This window comes from Micromonospora sp. PLK6-60 (assembly GCF_019890675.1).
Classification (GTDB): Bacteria; Actinomycetota; Actinomycetes; order Mycobacteriales; family Micromonosporaceae; genus Micromonospora.
The window spans coordinates 197,368-213,526 of sequence record NZ_JAIOAA010000004.1 but is presented as its reverse complement, the minus strand read 5'-3'; the positions used below and the strand labels follow the sequence as shown (position 1 = coordinate 213,526).

17 protein-coding genes, 1 tRNA gene and 1 other RNA gene are annotated in these 16,159 nt (G+C 74.3%); 6 read left to right on the top strand and 13 right to left on the bottom strand.

Going from position 1 to position 16,159, the window contains the following annotated elements; translation table 11 throughout:
• The first annotated feature begins 3 nt into the window (after positions 1 to 3).
• Both K7640_RS10405 and K7640_RS10400 read left to right on the top strand, forming a co-directional pair.
• Complete coding sequence (locus K7640_RS10405; protein ID WP_222954548.1) at positions 4 to 771, top strand: hypothetical protein; 768 nt, start codon at positions 4 to 6, stop codon at positions 769 to 771.
• Positions 772 to 977: 206 nt separating this feature from the next.
• Positions 978 to 2,240, top strand: coding sequence for a nucleotide sugar dehydrogenase (locus K7640_RS10400; RefSeq protein ID WP_222954547.1), 1,263 nt, complete (start codon positions 978 to 980; stop codon positions 2,238 to 2,240).
• Between the two features lie 79 nt (positions 2,241 to 2,319).
• Here the strand turns inward: K7640_RS10400 and K7640_RS10395 are convergent, their stop codons facing one another.
• Positions 2,320 to 3,222, bottom strand: coding sequence for a lytic polysaccharide monooxygenase (locus K7640_RS10395; RefSeq protein ID WP_222954546.1), 903 nt, complete (start codon positions 3,220 to 3,222; stop codon positions 2,320 to 2,322).
• Between the two features lie 201 nt (positions 3,223 to 3,423).
• Here K7640_RS10395 and K7640_RS10390 point away from each other — a divergent pair, with 201 nt between their 5' ends.
• Complete coding sequence (locus tag K7640_RS10390; RefSeq protein ID WP_222954545.1) at positions 3,424 to 3,864, top strand: VOC family protein; 441 nt, start codon at positions 3,424 to 3,426, stop codon at positions 3,862 to 3,864.
• Between the two features lie 7 nt (positions 3,865 to 3,871).
• Here the strand turns inward: K7640_RS10390 and K7640_RS10385 are convergent, their stop codons facing one another.
• The 5 genes from K7640_RS10385 to K7640_RS10365 all read right to left on the bottom strand — a co-directional run bounded on the left by K7640_RS10385 (position 3,872) and on the right by K7640_RS10365 (position 7,983).
• Positions 3,872 to 4,348: a hypothetical protein gene (locus K7640_RS10385; RefSeq protein ID WP_255608590.1), complete on the bottom strand. Its 477-nt coding sequence runs from the start codon at positions 4,346 to 4,348 to the stop codon at positions 3,872 to 3,874.
• Positions 4,349 to 4,470: 122 nt separating this feature from the next.
• On the bottom strand, positions 4,471 to 5,793 hold the full coding sequence (locus tag K7640_RS10380) for a hypothetical protein (protein WP_222954543.1): 1,323 nt from the start codon (positions 5,791 to 5,793) through the stop codon (positions 4,471 to 4,473).
• A complete protein-coding gene (locus K7640_RS10375) occupies positions 5,790 to 6,590 on the bottom strand; it encodes an ABC transporter ATP-binding protein (protein WP_222954542.1) in 801 nt (266 codons plus the stop codon). Before K7640_RS10375 ends, K7640_RS10380 begins: the two co-directional genes overlap by 4 nt.
• A gap of 38 nt (positions 6,591 to 6,628) precedes the next feature.
• A complete protein-coding gene (locus K7640_RS10370) occupies positions 6,629 to 7,429 on the bottom strand; it encodes a hypothetical protein (RefSeq protein WP_222954541.1) in 801 nt (266 codons plus the stop codon).
• Entirely contained in the window at positions 7,426 to 7,983 is a 558-nt protein-coding gene (locus K7640_RS10365) for an RNA polymerase sigma factor (RefSeq protein WP_222954540.1), read from the bottom strand. The genes K7640_RS10370 and K7640_RS10365 overlap by 4 nt, the downstream gene beginning before the upstream one ends.
• 161 nt (positions 7,984 to 8,144) lie before the next feature.
• Between K7640_RS10365 and K7640_RS10360 the strand changes: the two genes are divergently transcribed.
• Complete coding sequence (locus K7640_RS10360) at positions 8,145 to 8,696, top strand: Uma2 family endonuclease (RefSeq protein WP_222954539.1); 552 nt, start codon at positions 8,145 to 8,147, stop codon at positions 8,694 to 8,696.
• A 174-nt stretch (positions 8,697 to 8,870) separates the two neighbouring features.
• On the opposite strand, the gene K7640_RS10355 is transcribed toward K7640_RS10360, so the two are convergent.
• Together K7640_RS10355 and K7640_RS10350 are read right to left on the bottom strand one after the other, a co-directional pair.
• Positions 8,871 to 8,943, bottom strand: a tRNA-Ala gene (locus K7640_RS10355).
• A 90-nt stretch (positions 8,944 to 9,033) separates the two neighbouring features.
• The gene (locus K7640_RS10350; protein WP_222954538.1) at positions 9,034 to 9,624 is read right to left on the bottom strand and encodes a YqgE/AlgH family protein; all 591 of its coding nucleotides are present in this window, start codon (positions 9,622 to 9,624) and stop codon (positions 9,034 to 9,036) included.
• Positions 9,625 to 9,773: 149 nt separating this feature from the next.
• Here K7640_RS10350 and K7640_RS10345 point away from each other — a divergent pair, with 149 nt between their 5' ends.
• Entirely contained in the window at positions 9,774 to 10,577 is an 804-nt protein-coding gene (locus K7640_RS10345; protein ID WP_222954537.1) for an S-methyl-5'-thioadenosine phosphorylase, read from the top strand.
• 142 nt (positions 10,578 to 10,719) lie between these two features.
• Positions 10,720 to 12,315: a benzoylformate decarboxylase gene (gene mdlC / locus K7640_RS10340; RefSeq protein ID WP_222954536.1), complete on the top strand. Its 1,596-nt coding sequence runs from the start codon at positions 10,720 to 10,722 to the stop codon at positions 12,313 to 12,315.
• Between the two features lie 6 nt (positions 12,316 to 12,321).
• On the opposite strand, the gene K7640_RS10335 is transcribed toward mdlC, so the two are convergent.
• The 5 genes from K7640_RS10335 to smpB all read right to left on the bottom strand — a co-directional run bounded on the left by K7640_RS10335 (position 12,322) and on the right by smpB (position 16,062).
• On the bottom strand, positions 12,322 to 13,287 hold the full coding sequence (locus K7640_RS10335; protein ID WP_222954535.1) for a hypothetical protein: 966 nt from the start codon (positions 13,285 to 13,287) through the stop codon (positions 12,322 to 12,324).
• A gap of 43 nt (positions 13,288 to 13,330) precedes the next feature.
• Positions 13,331 to 13,774, bottom strand: coding sequence for a hypothetical protein (locus tag K7640_RS10330; protein WP_222954534.1), 444 nt, complete (start codon positions 13,772 to 13,774; stop codon positions 13,331 to 13,333).
• A 310-nt stretch (positions 13,775 to 14,084) separates the two neighbouring features.
• Entirely contained in the window at positions 14,085 to 14,747 is a 663-nt protein-coding gene (locus K7640_RS10325; protein WP_222954533.1) for a hypothetical protein, read from the bottom strand.
• Between the two features lie 353 nt (positions 14,748 to 15,100).
• Positions 15,101 to 15,476, bottom strand: a transfer-messenger RNA (tmRNA) gene (ssrA, locus tag K7640_RS10320).
• Positions 15,477 to 15,582: 106 nt separating this feature from the next.
• Positions 15,583 to 16,062 (bottom strand): SsrA-binding protein SmpB, encoded by a 480-nt coding sequence (gene smpB, locus K7640_RS10315; RefSeq protein ID WP_222954532.1) that lies wholly within the window; start codon positions 16,060 to 16,062, stop codon positions 15,583 to 15,585.
• Positions 16,063 to 16,159 lie beyond the last annotated feature (97 nt).

Below are 16,159 nucleotides of genomic sequence, written 5' to 3'. Positions count from 1 at the left end.
AGGATGACGATCGATACGGCAGCGGCCGTTGACGTTGAACAACACCTGCGCGGCCCAGGCGCCGAGGACCAGGATCTGCTCATCATCACCGATGACCGGCACCACGGCCACGACTCGCTGACCACGCCCTTCCGGGACGCGGTCGTCCTGGAGGTCGGCGCCGACCCGGACGAAGTGGTCATCGAGGGCCAGTTCGACACGATCATCATCGAGCGCAGCAGCGTCGAGCCGCAGTGGCTGGCGGCCGTCAACGTGCGGATCCAGACCGCCCTGCGCCCCGACGGGCGGCTGCTGGTGGCGCTGGACCCGTCCGGGCCGGCGATCGGCGCGGAGCACACCGCCGCCGCGCTGACCGGCCTGCAGTGGCTGGGCCTGCAGGCGTTCAGCGGCTCGCCGTGCGCCGTGCTGCGGCCCGGCCCGGCGAGTTCCGCCGCGGCCACCGGCGCCCTGCTCGCCACCGCCGAGGCCGCGGTCCGGCTGACCACCGCCGGCACCGCCCACAGCACCAGCAGGATCACGCTGGGTGAGGCTCGGGCGGTGGTCGGGCAGTATCTGGAGGACCAGCGCCGCAGCGAGCACGCGCTGTTGAAGCACCTGGACACGCTCGCCCAGGAGCTGGAGAAGGAGCGCGCGGAGCGCGCCCAGGACCACACCGTCAAGGGCGTGCTGCGCATGTCGCGGCAGGGTCGGCGGCTGCTCGGCGTGCTGCGCCGGGGCAAGAACTTCGCCCGCAAGGCCAAGCGCAAGGTCAAGCGCACCCTGAGTCGTTGAGCACGCGCCAGGGGTAGCGGGGTGGGGCAAATCCCCGCGCGGCGGGTACGCTGCGTCAGAGTCCACGCTGAGCCGACGGCCGTCGCCGTCCGGGACACCCCGCAGCGGACGGGCAGAAACGCCCCATAGCACCCCACTTCTCGTCATTCCGGCCGGTCGGCGACAATAGCGCCCGAACCGCGCGCCATGCAGTGAAGGAGCAGGCAGTGACTGTCGATGTCGTGATTCTCGGGCTCGGGTACGTCGGGCTACCCCTCGCCCAGGAGGCGACGAAGGCGGGGATGACCGTCCTCGGTTTCGACATCAGCAAGCGGGTCGTCGACTCGCTCAACGCCGGCAAGTCGCACGTCGACGACCTGTCCGACGGTGACATCGCGGACATGATCGGCGCCGGTTTCCGCGCCACCACCGACGCGTCCGAGATCCGGGGCGCCAAGGCCGCCGTGATCTGCGTGCCCACCCCGCTCTCCGAGGACCAGGGCCCGGACCTGCGCGCGGTGATCGGCGCGACCGAGGCCGTGGCCGGCAACCTCACCGAGGGCATGCTGGTCATCCTGGAGTCGACCACCTACCCGGGCACCACCGACGAGGTGGTCCGGCCGATCCTGGAGAAGGCCTCCGGCCTCACCGCCGGCAAGGACTTCCACCTCGCCTTCTCCCCCGAGCGGATCGACCCGGGCAACGAGAAGTTCGGCGCCCACAACACGCCCAAGGTCGTCGGCGGCCACACCCCGGCCTGCTCCGAGAAGGCCGCCGCGTTCTACGGCCGGTTCATCGAGACCGTGGTCCGGGCCAAGGGCACCCGGGAGGCCGAGACCGCCAAGCTGCTGGAGAACACCTACCGGCACATCAACATCGCGCTGGTCAACGAGATGGCCCGGTTCTGCCACGAGCTGGACATCGATCTGTGGGACGTCATCCACGCCGCGTCCAGCAAGCCGTTCGGCTTCCAGGCGTTCTACCCGGGGCCGGGCGTCGGTGGGCACTGCATCCCGATCGACCCCAACTACCTGAGCCACAACGTGCGGGCCAAGCTCGGCTACCCGTTCCGCTTCGTCGAGCTGGCCCAGGAGATCAACGCGACGATGCCCGCGTACGTCGCGCACCGGGCCCAGAACCTGCTCAACGACGCCGGCAAGGCCACCAACGGCGCTTCCGTGCTGCTGCTCGGCGTGACCTACAAGCCGAACATCGCCGACCAGCGGGAGTCGCCGGCCGTCGCGCTGGCCCAGAAGCTCGACGCGCTGGGCGCCAAGCTGAGCTACCACGACCCGTACGTGAACCAGTGGAAGGTCTCCGGCGTCGACGTGCTGCGGATGGACGACCTGGAGAGCGCCGTCGCCGGCGCCGACCTGGTCATCCTGGTGCAGAACCACCGCCAGTACGATGCCGACCGGCTGGCGGAGATCGCCCAGCGCTTCTTCGACACCCGGGGCGTCACCACCACCGACAAGGCGTACCGGCTCTGAGGCCGACCCGACCCTGAACCACCGCCGAAGCCGCGTCGCACGGGTTGCGACGCGGCTTCCGCGTTCCCGCCGCCGGGAGTCACCAGACGCGTCGGCGCCCCGCCCGGTGGCTGCGTACCTCGCAGGCCCGTCCCGGCGGCGGCGTGCCCGCGCGGCGCAGCCGGGTACCGGCCAGCACGGCCAGCAGGACCACCGATCCCCCGGCCACGGCCACCCAGGGCAGGCTCCCCCGCCGCTCGTCGGTCACCGCCGCGGCCACCGGCACCTCGGTCCCGGCGGCCGGGCGGCCGGTGGCCGGGGCGCCGGTCGTCCCGGCGTCGCCGGGCGGCGCGGCCAGCACCCCCGCCGTGGCGCCGCCGCCCGGGGCCCGGAACACCACGTCCGAGCAGGAGTAGTAGGTGTCCTGGGTGTTGGAGTTCTGCCAGATCGTGTAGATCAGGTGCCGGCCGGTCCGGTTCGCCGGCAACCGGCCCGGCATCTGGTACGCCCCGTCGCGCACCGGCGGGTCGGTGGCCTCCAGGAACGGGCGTTCCGGCAGGTCCGCCCAGGTGAGCCGGCGGCCCGGCTGGTAGCCCTCGCGGGTCAGGTAAAACCGGAAGGTGCCCCGGTGCGGGATGGTGGTCCGGTACCGGAAGGTGAACCGGGCGCCCGGGGTCAGCTCGGTGGCCGGCCAGTCGTCCCGGGCCAGGTCCAGCCCCCGGTAGGCGGAGAGCCCGCCGCTGCACAACTCACCGTCGGGGATCCGTTCCCGGTCCCGGCCGTCGATCTGGGCCACCCGCACGTTGTCCCACTCCCGCACCGCCGCGCCGGCGGCCACCGCCGCCCGGCACGCCGGGCTGTCCGCCGCCCGGCCCACCGGCCCGCAGGCCGCGGCCCGACTCACCGGGCTGGTGGGTGCGCCGTGCGCGGCGGCGGGCCCGGCAACCGGCAGCACCGCCGCGGCGCCCGCGAGGACGGCGGCGACAAATCGGCGTACGGCCATCAGTTCGACCTCCCGCCCACCGGTACGGCCCGGAGCCGCCAAAGGTTCGACGGTCGCCGGACCCTGCCCTGCCACGCCGGTGGCCGGCGACGTCGACGCCGCCGACGACGATGTGGCGGAGGATGTCGAGAACGGCCGGGCGGTTCCGTCTCCGGGGACGAGCGCGGCCACCGTGGCCGCACCAGACCGAGGAGACCCGGCATGACGATCCAACGGATGGACAACGTCCTCATCGTGGTGGAGGACCTTGACGCCGTCATCTCGTTCTTCGTCGAACTCGGCATGGAGCTGGAGGGCCGGGGGCCGATCGAGGGCCGGTGGGTGGAGCGGGTCATCGGGCTCGACGACGTCCGCCAGGAGGTCGCCATGCTGCGGACCCCCGACGGCCACGGCCGGGTCGAGCTGGCGATGTTCCACGCGCCGCGGGCGGTCCGCGCCGAGCCGGCGGACGCGCCGGCCAACACGCTGGGCATCCGGCGCATCATGTTCGCCGTCGACGACATCGAGGACGTGCTGACCCGGCTGCGCGCCCACGGCGCCGAACTCGTCGGCGAGCTGGCCCGCTACGAGGACGTCTACCTGCTCTGCTACGTCCGCGGCCCGGAGGGCATCATCGTCGGGCTGGCCCAGCAGCTCGGCTGAGGGCCGGTCACTGCTGGCCGGCCTCGGCGGGTGCGCGGTGGGCCGGGCCGGCCAGCACGTACGCGCCGAACCCACCGAGGGCGAGCAGCCCGGCCGTCACGGCCGCGGCGGTACTCGCCGGCGGCTGCGCCTGCCAGGTCAGGATCCGCCCGAGAACCGATTCGGAGCCGGGATACAGCGTCGCGGCCAGCGTCCAGCCCAGCGGCAGGAACCAGGCGCGGGCGGCGCCGATCGTGGCGGCGCCCAGCGCGACCAGCCCCAGCAGCCCGGCGGCGTCGCGCAGCCCCAGCCAGGCGGGATCGAAGTGGGCCCCGGTCACCGTCGTGGCCAGCAGCAGCACCGACACGACCAGGAAGGCCGCCAGCAGGTGCGCGCCGCGCCGTGGCCACCAGGGGAACGCGGCCGTCGCCTCGAGGGCGTCGTCGGGGCCGGCGAGGGTGGGGGCGAGGGCGGTGACCAGCAGCAGGGCCGTCAGGACGACCACCCGTACGACGGTGCCACCGTCGGAGGACGCCGACCGCAGTGCCCACATCAGCACCGCGCAGCCGCCCGTCAGAGCCAGCGCGACCGGGACGCGCCGGGAGCGTAGGTACAGCGCGAGCCACCTCACCGCGGGCTCCGGGACAGCAGCCCGTCGCCGGCCGCGCAGGTCAGGGCGGCCCGGCGCAGGGCGCCCACCCGGGTCGTCGCCTCGCCGTCGGGCAGGCGGCGCAGGTCCTGCCAGAGCCGCGTGGCCGTGGCCGCCGCCTCGGGCTCGTGGAACTCGGGGGTCACCGGCGGCCGGCCCAGCAGCCAGTGGGCCGCCGCGAGCTGCTCCGCCGGGGGTACGACGTGCTCGCACCGGGGTGGGCTGGCGAACGCCGCCAGCGCCAGTTCCGCCGCCACGCCGGTCCGGTCGGCGAGGTGTCCGTCCCGGCCGACCTCGATGCGCAGCAGCACGACGTCCGCGCGCCACGTCGGGTAGTGGGCGGGCACGTACGTCGTGGTGTCCTCGTGCACCCGGGTCGGCGCGTCCGGCAGCTGCCCGAGGGCGGCGAGACCCTGCCGGGCCGGCCCGGTCACCTCGGCGAGCAGTCCGGAATGGACCCGGCTGACGCAGATCTGCGGCTCGTCCGGCGTGCACACCAACTCCCGGGCCACCGGGTCGATCGCGTCGATGACGAGCCGGTTCTGGTGCGGCATGACCAGGACGGCCAGCATGGCGCCCACCGCGACCGGCAGCACCGCCGCCACCCGGAGCCGCCAGCCGGTGGACACCAGCAGCAGCACGGCGGCGCCGGCCAGGCAGGCCAGCCAGACGGCCTGGGCGAGGCTGGCCCGGCCGGGCACGGTGGCGTAGGCGCCCGGCATGTTCATCTCGGTGATCGGCGAGAAGACCAGGGCCAGCCACCCCCGGGGACGGGTCAGGAAGGGAATGGCCAGCAGCAGCCCCAGGCCGGCCACGCCCAGCGCCGGGGCGGTCATCGGCCACGGCAACAGCCGGCCGATCGCGAGACCGAGCCACGCCGCGGTGATCAGCGCCAGCACGCCGACGGCCGGCACCGCGACGGACGCCGCCGGCAGGTACCGGGCGGTGCCGACGATCCACAGCCCGCCGGCGAGGCCCACCGTCAGGTAGCCACCGGCCATCGCGACGGCCATCGCGCCGAGCGTCGGCACCACCCGCTGGGCGTGCGGCCGGGGAACGGTGGCGAACAGTTCGGTCACGTTCGAGCGGCGCTCCCGGCGCGCCTGCCAGGCGCCGGCGGCCAGCGCCAGCGGCCACAGCACCGCCAGGTAGAGCCGCTGGGTCATGACCAGTTGCATCCAGCCGGTGGTGAAGAGGGTCGGGTCGACGAGGAAGAGCAGCGCCACGCCGGCCACCGCCACGGCCAGGGCCGCCCCGAGCGCCGCCGAGCGGCGCAGTTCGATGCCGAGGATGCGGGTCATCGGCCGGCCTCCGCGCGGTGCCGGCGCAGCAGCGCGGAGTACGCCCGCTCGGCCGGGCTGTCGCCGGCGTCGTCCGGTCCGCCCTGCGCGGCCAGCTCGGCCGGGGTGCCCTGGTAGACGAGCCGACCTTCGTTGATCAGAACCACGTCGGTGCACGCGGCCACCACGTCCTCGACCAGGTGGGTGGAGACCACCACGCAACTGTCGACGCCGACGTCGCGCAGCAGCTCCCGGAAGTCGAGCCGCTGCTCGGGGTCGAGGCCGACGGTGGGCTCGTCGAGCAGCAGCACCGCCGGGTCGTTGACGATCGCCTGGGCGATGCCCGCCCGGCGCAGCATGCCGCCGGACAGCGTCTTCAGCCGGGCGTCCGCCTTGGCCGTGAGGCCGACCCGGTCGATCGCCCGCTGCGTCGCCCCGGGCACCGCGGCCTTCGGCATCTCCTTCAACCAGGCCAGGTACTCGACGAACTCGCGCACGGTGAAGCGCGGATAGAACCCGAACTGCTGCGGCAGGTACCCGAGCCCGCGCCGTACCCGGCGCAGGTCGGCGCGGCCGTCCACGGGCGCCCCGAGCAGCCTCAGCCGTCCACCGGCCGGCTGCACCACCGTGGCCAGCGCCCGCATCAGGGTGGTCTTCCCGGCCCCGTTCGGCCCCAGCAGGCCGTGCACGCCGGCCCCGAGGGTCAGGTCGAGTCCGTCGACGGCCAGGTGCCGGCCGGCTCGTACCCGCAGTCCCTCGGCGTGCACCGCCCAGGGGTGGAGGGTGGGGGCCGTTTCGGCCGCGCTCACCGTACGCATCATCAGTCCTTCCGAGGTGGGTGTGGCAACCCGACGGGTCAGTTGTGGCTGGACAGCCGGCGGAAGTGGTGGGCCTGGGCCGCGGCGACCCCGGCCAGCGCGAGGGCGAGCAGCGCCCACGCACCGGACGTGCCCGGCCGCAGCACCGCCGGCGGGTGCGCGGTGACCACGGCGGGCACCACCACGGCCAGCGCCCAGGCGGTGCCGAGCCCGACCGCGGCGAGGCGCACGCCGACGAAGGCACCCAGCGCGAGGGTGGCGGCCGTGAAGGCCAGGCACGGCAGCAGGGTCAGGGCCAGCGAGGCTCCGGTACGGGCCGTCGCCAGGGCGAGCGCCGGCATGACCACGGTCAGCACCGCGGCCGTACGCCGCAACAGCATCGCCAGCCCGGCGGCGGGCGTGCCGGCGAGCAGCTCCCAGGCCGGGTCGTGCCGCCGGCTCCACGCGATCGCCACCGCGGGCAGCGGCGCCACCGGAGCCAGCAGGGAGACCAGCGACGGTAGCCGGGGGGTCGCCGCCTCGATCAGCACCGCACAGCCCAGCACCGCCACCGTCATGATGAGCCACGGCACCAGATGCCAGACCAGCCAGCGGCTGCGCGCCGCCGACCAGCGCCGGCGGCGGGCCGGAGCGGGTCCGGTGGCGATGCCGTGGTCCACGCCCGCCGCGATCCGGTCGAGCAGGGCCCGAGCGTCGTCCGTGGTGCCGCCGGCCACCCGGGCCCGGCAGGACGCGCAGTCCTCCAGATGCACCTCCACCGACCAGACCGTGACCTCGTCGAGGTCCGCCTCCGGGTCGGCGTAGCGGGCGATCACGGCGGAACTCGGATGCGTGGTCATGACAGCGCCTCCCGGAGAGCGATCCGGGCCCGCCGGGCCCGCGACTTCACGGTGCTTTCCGGCACGCCCAGCAGCAGCGACGTCTCTCGGACGGAGAATCCGTCGAGCACCATCGCCCGCAGCACCTGGCGCGCCTCCGGGGGGAGCACCAGCAGGGCCTGCTCCAGCTCGTGGCCGACCCGCCCGGACAGCGCCTCGTCCTCGGCGGCCGGGGCGACCGTCTCGGCGAGCGGCACCACCGGCATCTCCTGCCGGCGCGCCCGGCGGCGGAACGCGTCGACGAGGCGGTGCGCGGCGATGGTCCACAGCCAGCCCACCGCGCTGCCCGAGGTGTCCGGGCCCGACCCGGCGAAGCTGCCCGCGGCCCGCCAGACGGCCAGGTACGTCTCCTGCATCACGTCGGCGACCAGGTCGTCGTCGGCGCACCGGCGGCGCAGCCGGCTGAGCAGCCACGGCGACGTACGCCGGTACAGCTCGTCGAAGGCGCGCCGGTCCCCGGCGGCGGTGCGGCGCACGAGTTCGTCCTCGTCGGCCGCGTCCAGGCTTCGTTTCACACCCGGCAAGACGACCGCCGCGTCGCCCGCGATTCATCCGGTCCTGTGACTTGGATCACTCCTCTTGGGTGGCCGGTTCGCATGCGGGGTGGTGCCGACCGCCGACGCGTCGCGGACGGCGCAACCGGGTGGGTGCCCGCGATTCGCCTAGGATGAGGCGTATGAGCGCGGAGAGTGTCGGCAGGTACATGCCCGCCGTCGTGACGCTCGACGACCTGGCGGCGATGAACGCCGCCGACCCGAACGGACACCGCTACGAGACCAGTCCCGAGGGGGTCCTGTCGGTCATGCCGCCGCCCGATTCCGAGCACGCCATGATCGCCAGCCGCATCTTCGCCTGGCTCATCGTGGCGGGCTGGCCGGCGGAGCAGGTGCTCCAGGCCGCCGGCATCCGCATCCCCGGCCCGGACGGCGACGGTGGCCGGATTCCCGACCTCACGGTGTGGCGCAAACCACCGCCGCGACGGGTCTGGTCAGCGGCAGAGGACATCGCACTGGTGGTCGAGATCGTCTCCCCCGGGTCGGAGGCGATGGATTCGGTGACGAAGGTCCGGGAGTACGCCTCGACGGGCATCCCGCGATACTGGGTGGTGGATCGCGACGGTGGGCAGACCGTCATCCTCTACCACCTCGCCGGCTCCGGCTACCAGGAGCGGGCCCGGATGCCGCTGGCCTGGCTGTTGCAGACCGACCCCGCCGAGCACCTGGACTGACGTGTTCGCCCTGCCGCGTCGCGCAGCGAGTGCGTCGTGATCTCAGCGAAGCGGCTGCGCGCCGATGACGAACAACATCTGGAGTTTCTGAATGGCGGTGTAGACCACGAGCTTGACGCAATGACAAAAGCCCTGGTCGGAGACAATGTCTCCCACCAGGGCTTTTCGCTCGGGTGGAGCCGAGGGGACTCGAACCCCTGACCCCCACACTGCCAGTGTGGTGCGCTACCAGCTGCGCCACGGCCCCTCGCTGTCGTCCCCGGTCGCCCGGGCACGCAGAGAACTATACACACGCCGCTCGGCATGGTCATCTCGCGGGGTCCCCGCCCCGGGAGGCTCAGTTGAGCGCCACGTCCGGCGGGAAGTGGGCCACGGCGGCCAGCATGCCGCCCTGCCGGCGCAGCACCATCGGCCAGAGGTCGTCGGGGCGGTCGACGAACGCGTCTCCCGGCAGCGCGTCGAGGACGAACCAGGAACCCTCCTCGATCTCCTGCTCCACCTGGCCGGCACCCCAGCCGGAGTAGCCGGCGAAGACCCGGATCACGCCGATGCTCTCCCGCAGCCGCTCCGGGTCCACCGACAGGTCGATGGTGCCCACCGCACCGGAGACCCGCTGGAAGCCCTTGAGCGGCTTGATCGGGTGTCGCATCCGGGCCAGGCAGATCGCCGAGTCGGGCTGCACCGGCCCACCCTCGAAGAGCACCGCCGGGTGCCGGGCCAGGTCACCCCAGTCACCGAGGACGTCGGCCACCGGCACCTCCGTCGCCCGGTTCAACACCACGCCCAGGGCGCCGCCGGGCTCGTGCGCGACGAGCAGCACCACCGTACGGTCGAAGTTCGGGTCCTTCAGGGTGGGAGTCGCGACGAGCAGCCGCCCGGTCATCGACTCCATCGCGCGGCCACCGATCGCCTGTCCCTCTTCCTGCATCTCGGACATCCGTCAGCCGCGCACCGGGACGGATGCGACGCCGCCGGCCCTTCGCGCTGTCAACCCCATGCCTGGCACCATAGCCTGCACTCCCGCCGGTGGTTAAGGTCTGACGGGCGGATGATCGAGCGGGATCCAGGGGAGGACCGATGGGGCCGACGGCCGAACTCGCCGTGATCGGCGGCTCGGGGCTCTACGCCCTGCTGGACGGGGCCACCGAACACCAGGTGGAGACCCCGTACGGCCCGCCGTCGGATGCGATCACCGTCGCCGAGGTGGGCGGCCGGCCGGTGGCGTTCCTGCCCCGGCACGGGCGGGACCACCGGCACCCGCCGCACCTCATTCCCTACCGGGCGAACCTGTGGGCGCTGCGGTCGCTGGGGGTACGTCAGGTGCTCGCCCCGTGCGCGGTGGGCGGGCTCCGGCCGGAGCTGGGCCCGGGCACCTTCGTGGTGCCGGACCAGCTGATCGACCGGACCAGCGGGCGGGCCCAGACCTACTACGACCGGGGCGCGGTGCACGTCTCCTTCGCCGACCCGTACTGCCCGACCGGGCGTCGTACGCTGCTCGACACCGCCGCCGGGCACAGCGTGGCGGCGGTCGACGGCGGCACGGTGGTGGTGGTCGAGGGGCCGCGCTTCTCCACCCGCGCCGAGTCCCGCTGGTTCGCCGCGATCGGCGGGTCGGTGGTGAACATGACCGGTCATCCGGAGGCGGTGCTGGCCCGCGAGCTGGCCCTCTGCTACACCTCGATCGCCCTGGTCACCGACCTGGACGCGGGGGTGGACCGGGCCGGGTCGGTCACCCAGCAGGAAGTGTTCCGGGTGTTCGCGGAGAACACCAACACGCTGCGCGCGGTGCTGCTGGACGCGCTGGCCGCGCTGCCGGCCGAGCGGGACTGCCCGTGCGGCACGGCCCTGGACGGGATCCAGCTGCCCTTCCCGCTGCCCTGACCCGGGCGGCGTGACCGGCGGCACCCGGCGGGAGCCGGGAAGCTCCCGAAAAGCCCGCCCCGTCCCGTTAGATTCGATCGGGTCGGGGAACTGATCGTCGAGCCGTCCCCGACACCGGTGCGGCAGACGGGGGCAGTCGGCGATGGCAACGGTCCGCGACACGGCGTACGACCTGCTGCGCGACCTGGGCCTCACCACGGTCTTCGGCAACCCCGGTTCCACCGAGGAACCCTTCCTCCGCGACTTCCCGGCGGACTTCCAGTACGTGCACGCGTTGCAGGAGGCGACGGCCGTCAGCATGGCCGACGGGTACGCCCAGGCCACCGGCCGCCCCGCGCACGTGAACCTGCACACCGCCCCGGGCACCGGCAACGGGATGGGCAACCTCGTCACCGCCTGGCACAACAAGACGCCGCTCATCGTCACCGCCGGCCAGCAGAACCGCGAGATGCTGCTGATCGAGCCCCGGTTGGCCAGCCGCCGGGCGGCCGAGCTGGTCCAGCCGTACGTGAAGTGGAGCTATGAGCCGGTCCGGGCGCAGGACATCCCGGCGGCGCTGATGCGGGCGTACGCGACGGCGACGCAACCGCCGGCCGGTCCGGTCTTCCTCTCCCTGCCGATGGACGACTGGGACCGGCCCGCCGACCCGCCCCCGCAGGTCCGCACGGTGGCCACCCGGTTCGCCCCCGACCCGGCGCGGCTGCGGGACTTCGCCGCCGTGCTCGCCGCCAGCCGCGCGCCCGCGCTGGTGCTCGGCGCGGCGGTGGACCGGGCGCAGGCGTGGCCGGCGGCGGTCGGCCTGGCCGAACGGCTGGCCGCCCCGGTCTGGGCCGCCCCGGCGCCGGAACGGGCCGTCTTCCCCGAGGACCACCCGCACTTCCGTGGCGTCCTGCCGTACGCGATCGGGCCGCTCGCCGACGCGCTGCGCGGCCACGACACGGTGCTGGTGATCGGCGCGCCGGTGTTCCGCTACTACCCGCACGTGCCGGGCGACTACCTGCCCGCCGGCGCCCGGCTGCTGCACGTCACCGACGACCCGGACGAGTCGGCACGGGCCCCGGTCGGCGACAGCCTGCTCGGCGACGCCGGGCTCGCCCTGGACGCGCTGCGGGAGCTGGTGCCGCCCGCCGACCGGCCGCCGCCCGCGCCCCGCCCCGCCCCGGAACCGCCCGAGGCCGCCGACCCGCCCGCGCCGGACGCGCTGTTCGCCGCGCTGGCCGCGCACTGGCCGGCCGACGGGGTGCTGGTGCAGGAGTCACCGTCGAACCTGTCCGCGCTGCGCCGCCGGCTGCGGATCACCCGGCCGGCGTCGTACTTCACGATGGCCAGCGGCGGGCTGGGGTTCGGGCTGCCCGCCGCGATCGGCGTGGCGCTGGCCGAGCGGGACACCGGCCGGCGGCGCCCGGTGGTCGCGGTGATCGGGGACGGCTCGCTGCACTACTCGGTGCAGGCCCTCTGGACCGCCGCGCGGCTGGGGCTGCCACTGCCCGTCGTGGTGCCGGTGAACCAGCAGTACGCCATCCTCAAGGCGTTCGCCGACCTCAAGCACACCCCCGGCGTGCCCGCCCTGGACCTGCCCGGCCTGGACGTGGCCGCCGTCGCGCGCGGCTACGGTTGCGCCGCCACCGTGGTCGACGACCTGGACCGGCTCGGCGAGGCGCTGGACGCGGCGCTCGCCGCCGACCGGCCGACCGTGCTGCCGGTGCCGATCAGCACCGACGTGCCCCAGCTCCTCTGAGCCCGGTCAACGCCAGCGGGCGGCCTCGTCGAGGCGCAGCGGGGTGGCGGTCACCGCGTCCAGCACCGGCCGGTCGCCCAGCGGCGCCCGCAGGTCGACCTCCACCGGCTCCAGCTTCAACATCATGTCGCAGACCCCGGTGCTGCGCACCACCCCGGCGCCCACCACGACCAGGTCGTCCCACTCGGTCACCAGTGGGGTGATCCCGGTGTCGCAGCTGCCCACCCCGACCGTGTACCGCAGCCGGGTCCCGTCGACCCGCTCCAGGCCCTGCGCGCCGACCACGTTCTCCGGGGCGGGCCGGTCCGGCCGGGCGGCGTCGGACGGCTCGGTGACGGCGGCCGGCGCGACGGCGACCCGGGCCACCGGCACCGCCAGCTCCGCGACGGTGAACAACCAGGCCGGCACCTCGGCCGTGCCCCGGGTGGTGCGCAACGGCACGGTGCCGAGCCGCGCCCCGGTGACGGTGAGCGGGACGCAGGCGGTGGGCGCCTCGGTGTGCACCGGGGTGTCCGGGCCGGGCTCGGTCGCCGGCCCGGTCGCCGCGGGCCGCCCCGGCGGGTTCATCGGCCGCCCGTCGCACGGCGGCGGATCGCCCTGATCCAACTGCCGGTACGCCTCGGCGGCGCTGATCAACGGCACGGTCGTCGGGCCGTCCGGGAACCGTACGGTGCCCGGCGCCGGCACCGCGGCGGGCAGCTCGATCTGGTCCCGGTACCAGCCGGCCTGGAACGCCGCCTCGGTGTCGGGGTCGAACTTCGGGTCACCGGTCAACACGGTCGGGCCCTGCAACGGCACGAAGCCGGCGGCCCGCCCCGGATCGGCCCGCCACGCGTCGGCGATGTCGGCCGCCCGCTGGTGGAACGCCTCCCACTCGTGGTCCATCGGATCAGCCGCCACCGAGCCGACCGGCGCGCAGCCGGCCGCGACGACCAGGAGAGGCAGGCCCAGCAGGGCGATCACGCGACGCATGCCACTTCGACGCCGGCCGTCCCCCGCCGGTTCCGCCGGCCGCTCAGGTCTCGCCACCCAGGTCCGTCTGGTACGCCTGCCAGATCAGGTCCGCGCCCCGCTGCCGGTGCCGGGACAGCGCCCGCAACAGGTGACCGGCCCGGCCGCGCAGCTCCTCCGCCGGCACGCCGGGCAGCTCCGCGGCGCGCTGGAGGGCGGTCAGCGCGGCCGCGATCGCCACGTGTTCCCGGGCCAGCAGCCGGACACCCCGGTCCAGCCGGGGCGCCTGGCCGAGCAACTCGGCGTAGAGACCGGCGGGCCCCTCGGTGGCCCGGACGTGGTCGGCGAAGCCCGCGCGGAGCGGGGCCAGCCGCAGGATCAGCCGCTCCCGCCAACGGGCCTCCCGCGGCGACACGGCGAGCGTGCCGGCCAGGGCGCGCAGGTCGGCACCGAGCGAGGGCCGGGCCGGGCGAACGGCGTACGGGTGCTGGATCTCACCGGTGACCATGGGGCACCTCCCGCGCTGCGCAGCTGTCGCGTACAGCGATGGTGGGCCCCCGCCATCCGCCCTGTCCAGGGGCGGTGCCCGCCTCATTCGCCCCATCCGTACCGGCGGCACCGCCGGTCACCTCCCGTCCCACCGCTCCCGCCGCACCCGCCCACCACACCGCGACGGGCGGTCTCGCGGTCCCGCCGCACCCGGCCCGTCCCGTGCACACCGCGACGGGCGGTCTCGCGGTCCCGCCGCACCCGGCCCGTCCCGTCCACACCGCGACGGGCGGGCTCCGCGGTCCCCGGCCGCGCGGCGGCGGCCCGGGTCAGCCCAGCGGTCGGGTGGCCAGCTCGCGCAGCTGCCCGGCGAGGGCGTGCACGTCCGCGTCACGGCCACCCGTGGGGCGGCCGGTGGTCATCGCGTCGGCGAGGGCGCGCAGCTCGTGCGGCGGGAGGGTGGCCAGACCCATGCCGCGCAGCGGGATGGTGACCTGCCGGCCGCTGCCCGGGTCGCGGGCGACCACGGTGGGCACCCGGAGCATCGACTCGTCGCCGGTCCGGTACGCCGCGGCCCCGGCGCCGATCTCGGCGGTGGCCAGGTCCACCGTCCGGGTGAGGAAGGCACCGCGCACCTCGGCCCGGGTTCCGTCCAGCCACGCCGCGGTGCGCAGCACCCGCAGCACGAACCAGATCCCGAGCAGGACGAACGGCAGCCCGCAGAGCCCGATCAGCCGCATCCCGCCCAGCCCGTCGTCGGCCGGCGTCCCGGCCAGGTCCGGCGGGAGCATCCCGGGCGGCAGGTCCCGGGCGTCCTCGTACGAGGGCAGCGGGTCGCCGAAGCCGGTGATCCGACGCAGCAGGGCGTCCGCGGTGAGCGGCAGCAGCACGAAGGCGGCACCGAAGGCGGTGAACAGGATGCCCACCAGGGCGGTGAAGGCGCGTTGCCCGGGTGCGGCGCCGATCGACAGGCGCAACCTCTGGTTCGTCACGATCCGCAGGGTAGGCCGCGCGGTCCAGCCGCCGCCCGGCGGGCGTTCCGCGTGACCTGGCGGGCGTCACCGGCAGGGCCCGGATCACCGGGCGTGGGCGGAGGTGCCGCATGTCGTGCCTTCGCGGGCCGGGGATGGGCCGGGATGCCGCGTGTCGTGCCTTCGCGGGCCGGGGATGGGGCGGGGTGCCGCATGTCGTGCCTTCGCGGGCCGGGGATGGGCCGGGATGCCGCAGGTTTGGCCCGGGTGAGCGGCCGGATCGGCCTGGAGTGGCGGAGCCGGCCCGGTCGGTGTGACCGGCCGTGGAGACGGCTGTGCGCCCCGGTCCGATGGACCGGGGCGCACAGGCCAGGTGGTGGAGGTGCCGGGAATCGAACCCGGGTCCTTCGCCGGTTTGTCAGGGCTTCTCCGAGCGCAGCTCGCTGTGCCTCTACTCGGCCCCACCGCTCACGCGAGCAAGTTGGTGTGACGGGCCCAGTCGCTGATTGATCTCGCCGCACGGACCCCGCGACCGGGTCCGATTGGCCAGCCTCCTAGCTGATGCCGGCTAACTGGGTCGAAGGCGCTCCCAGGCCGACAGACTTGCTACTCGCCTCAGGCGGCGAGAGCGAAGTCAGCGCGATTGTTCTTGGCGCTTATTGGTTTCCGACGACCGATTTTCGAGACGACGTCGGCTTCCTCGGCTCGCTTCCCCTGTCGCTGCGTACGAAGTCGAAACCAGTCACCCCCTCGACAGGCCGCCGAACTGGCGGGCACCGACAAGCCTAACGCCTGCCGCAACCGGATTCATCCCGAGCCCCGCCCGGACCGTGCCGACCGGACGAAACGGGATGAATCAGTCGTCCATCCCCTTACCGCGCCGGCCGGCCGCCCGCTGGATCTCCCGATCCGCGTCCCGCTTGGCGAGGTCCTGCCGCTTGTCGTACGACTTCTTGCCCTTGGCCAGGGCGATCTCGACCTTGGCCCAGCCGTCGGAGAAGTAGACCTGGAGCGGGACCATGGTCAGGCCGCCCTCGCGGGTCTTGCCGATCAGCCGGTCGATCTCCAGGCGCTTGAGCAGCAGTTTGCGGGTGCGCCGGGGCTCGTGGTTGGTCCAGGTGCCCTGGGTGTACTCCGGGATGTGCATGCCGTGCAGGTAGAGCTCGCCGTCGCGCTCCTGGGCGAACGCGTCGACCAGTGAGGCCCGGCCGGCCCGCAGCGACTTGACCTCGGTGCCGGTCAGCGCCATGCCCGCCTCGTACGTGTCCAGGATGGCGTAGTCGTGGCGGGCCTTCTTGTTGGAGGCGACCACCTTGCGGCCCTTTTCCCGTGGCATCGGCGCCACCTCCCTCCCGTTCGGTCCCGGCCACCGGCCGCGGAGCGGAGATCATGCTACCCGAGGGACAAGGGCCCCTCCGCGCCCTTTATTCCTG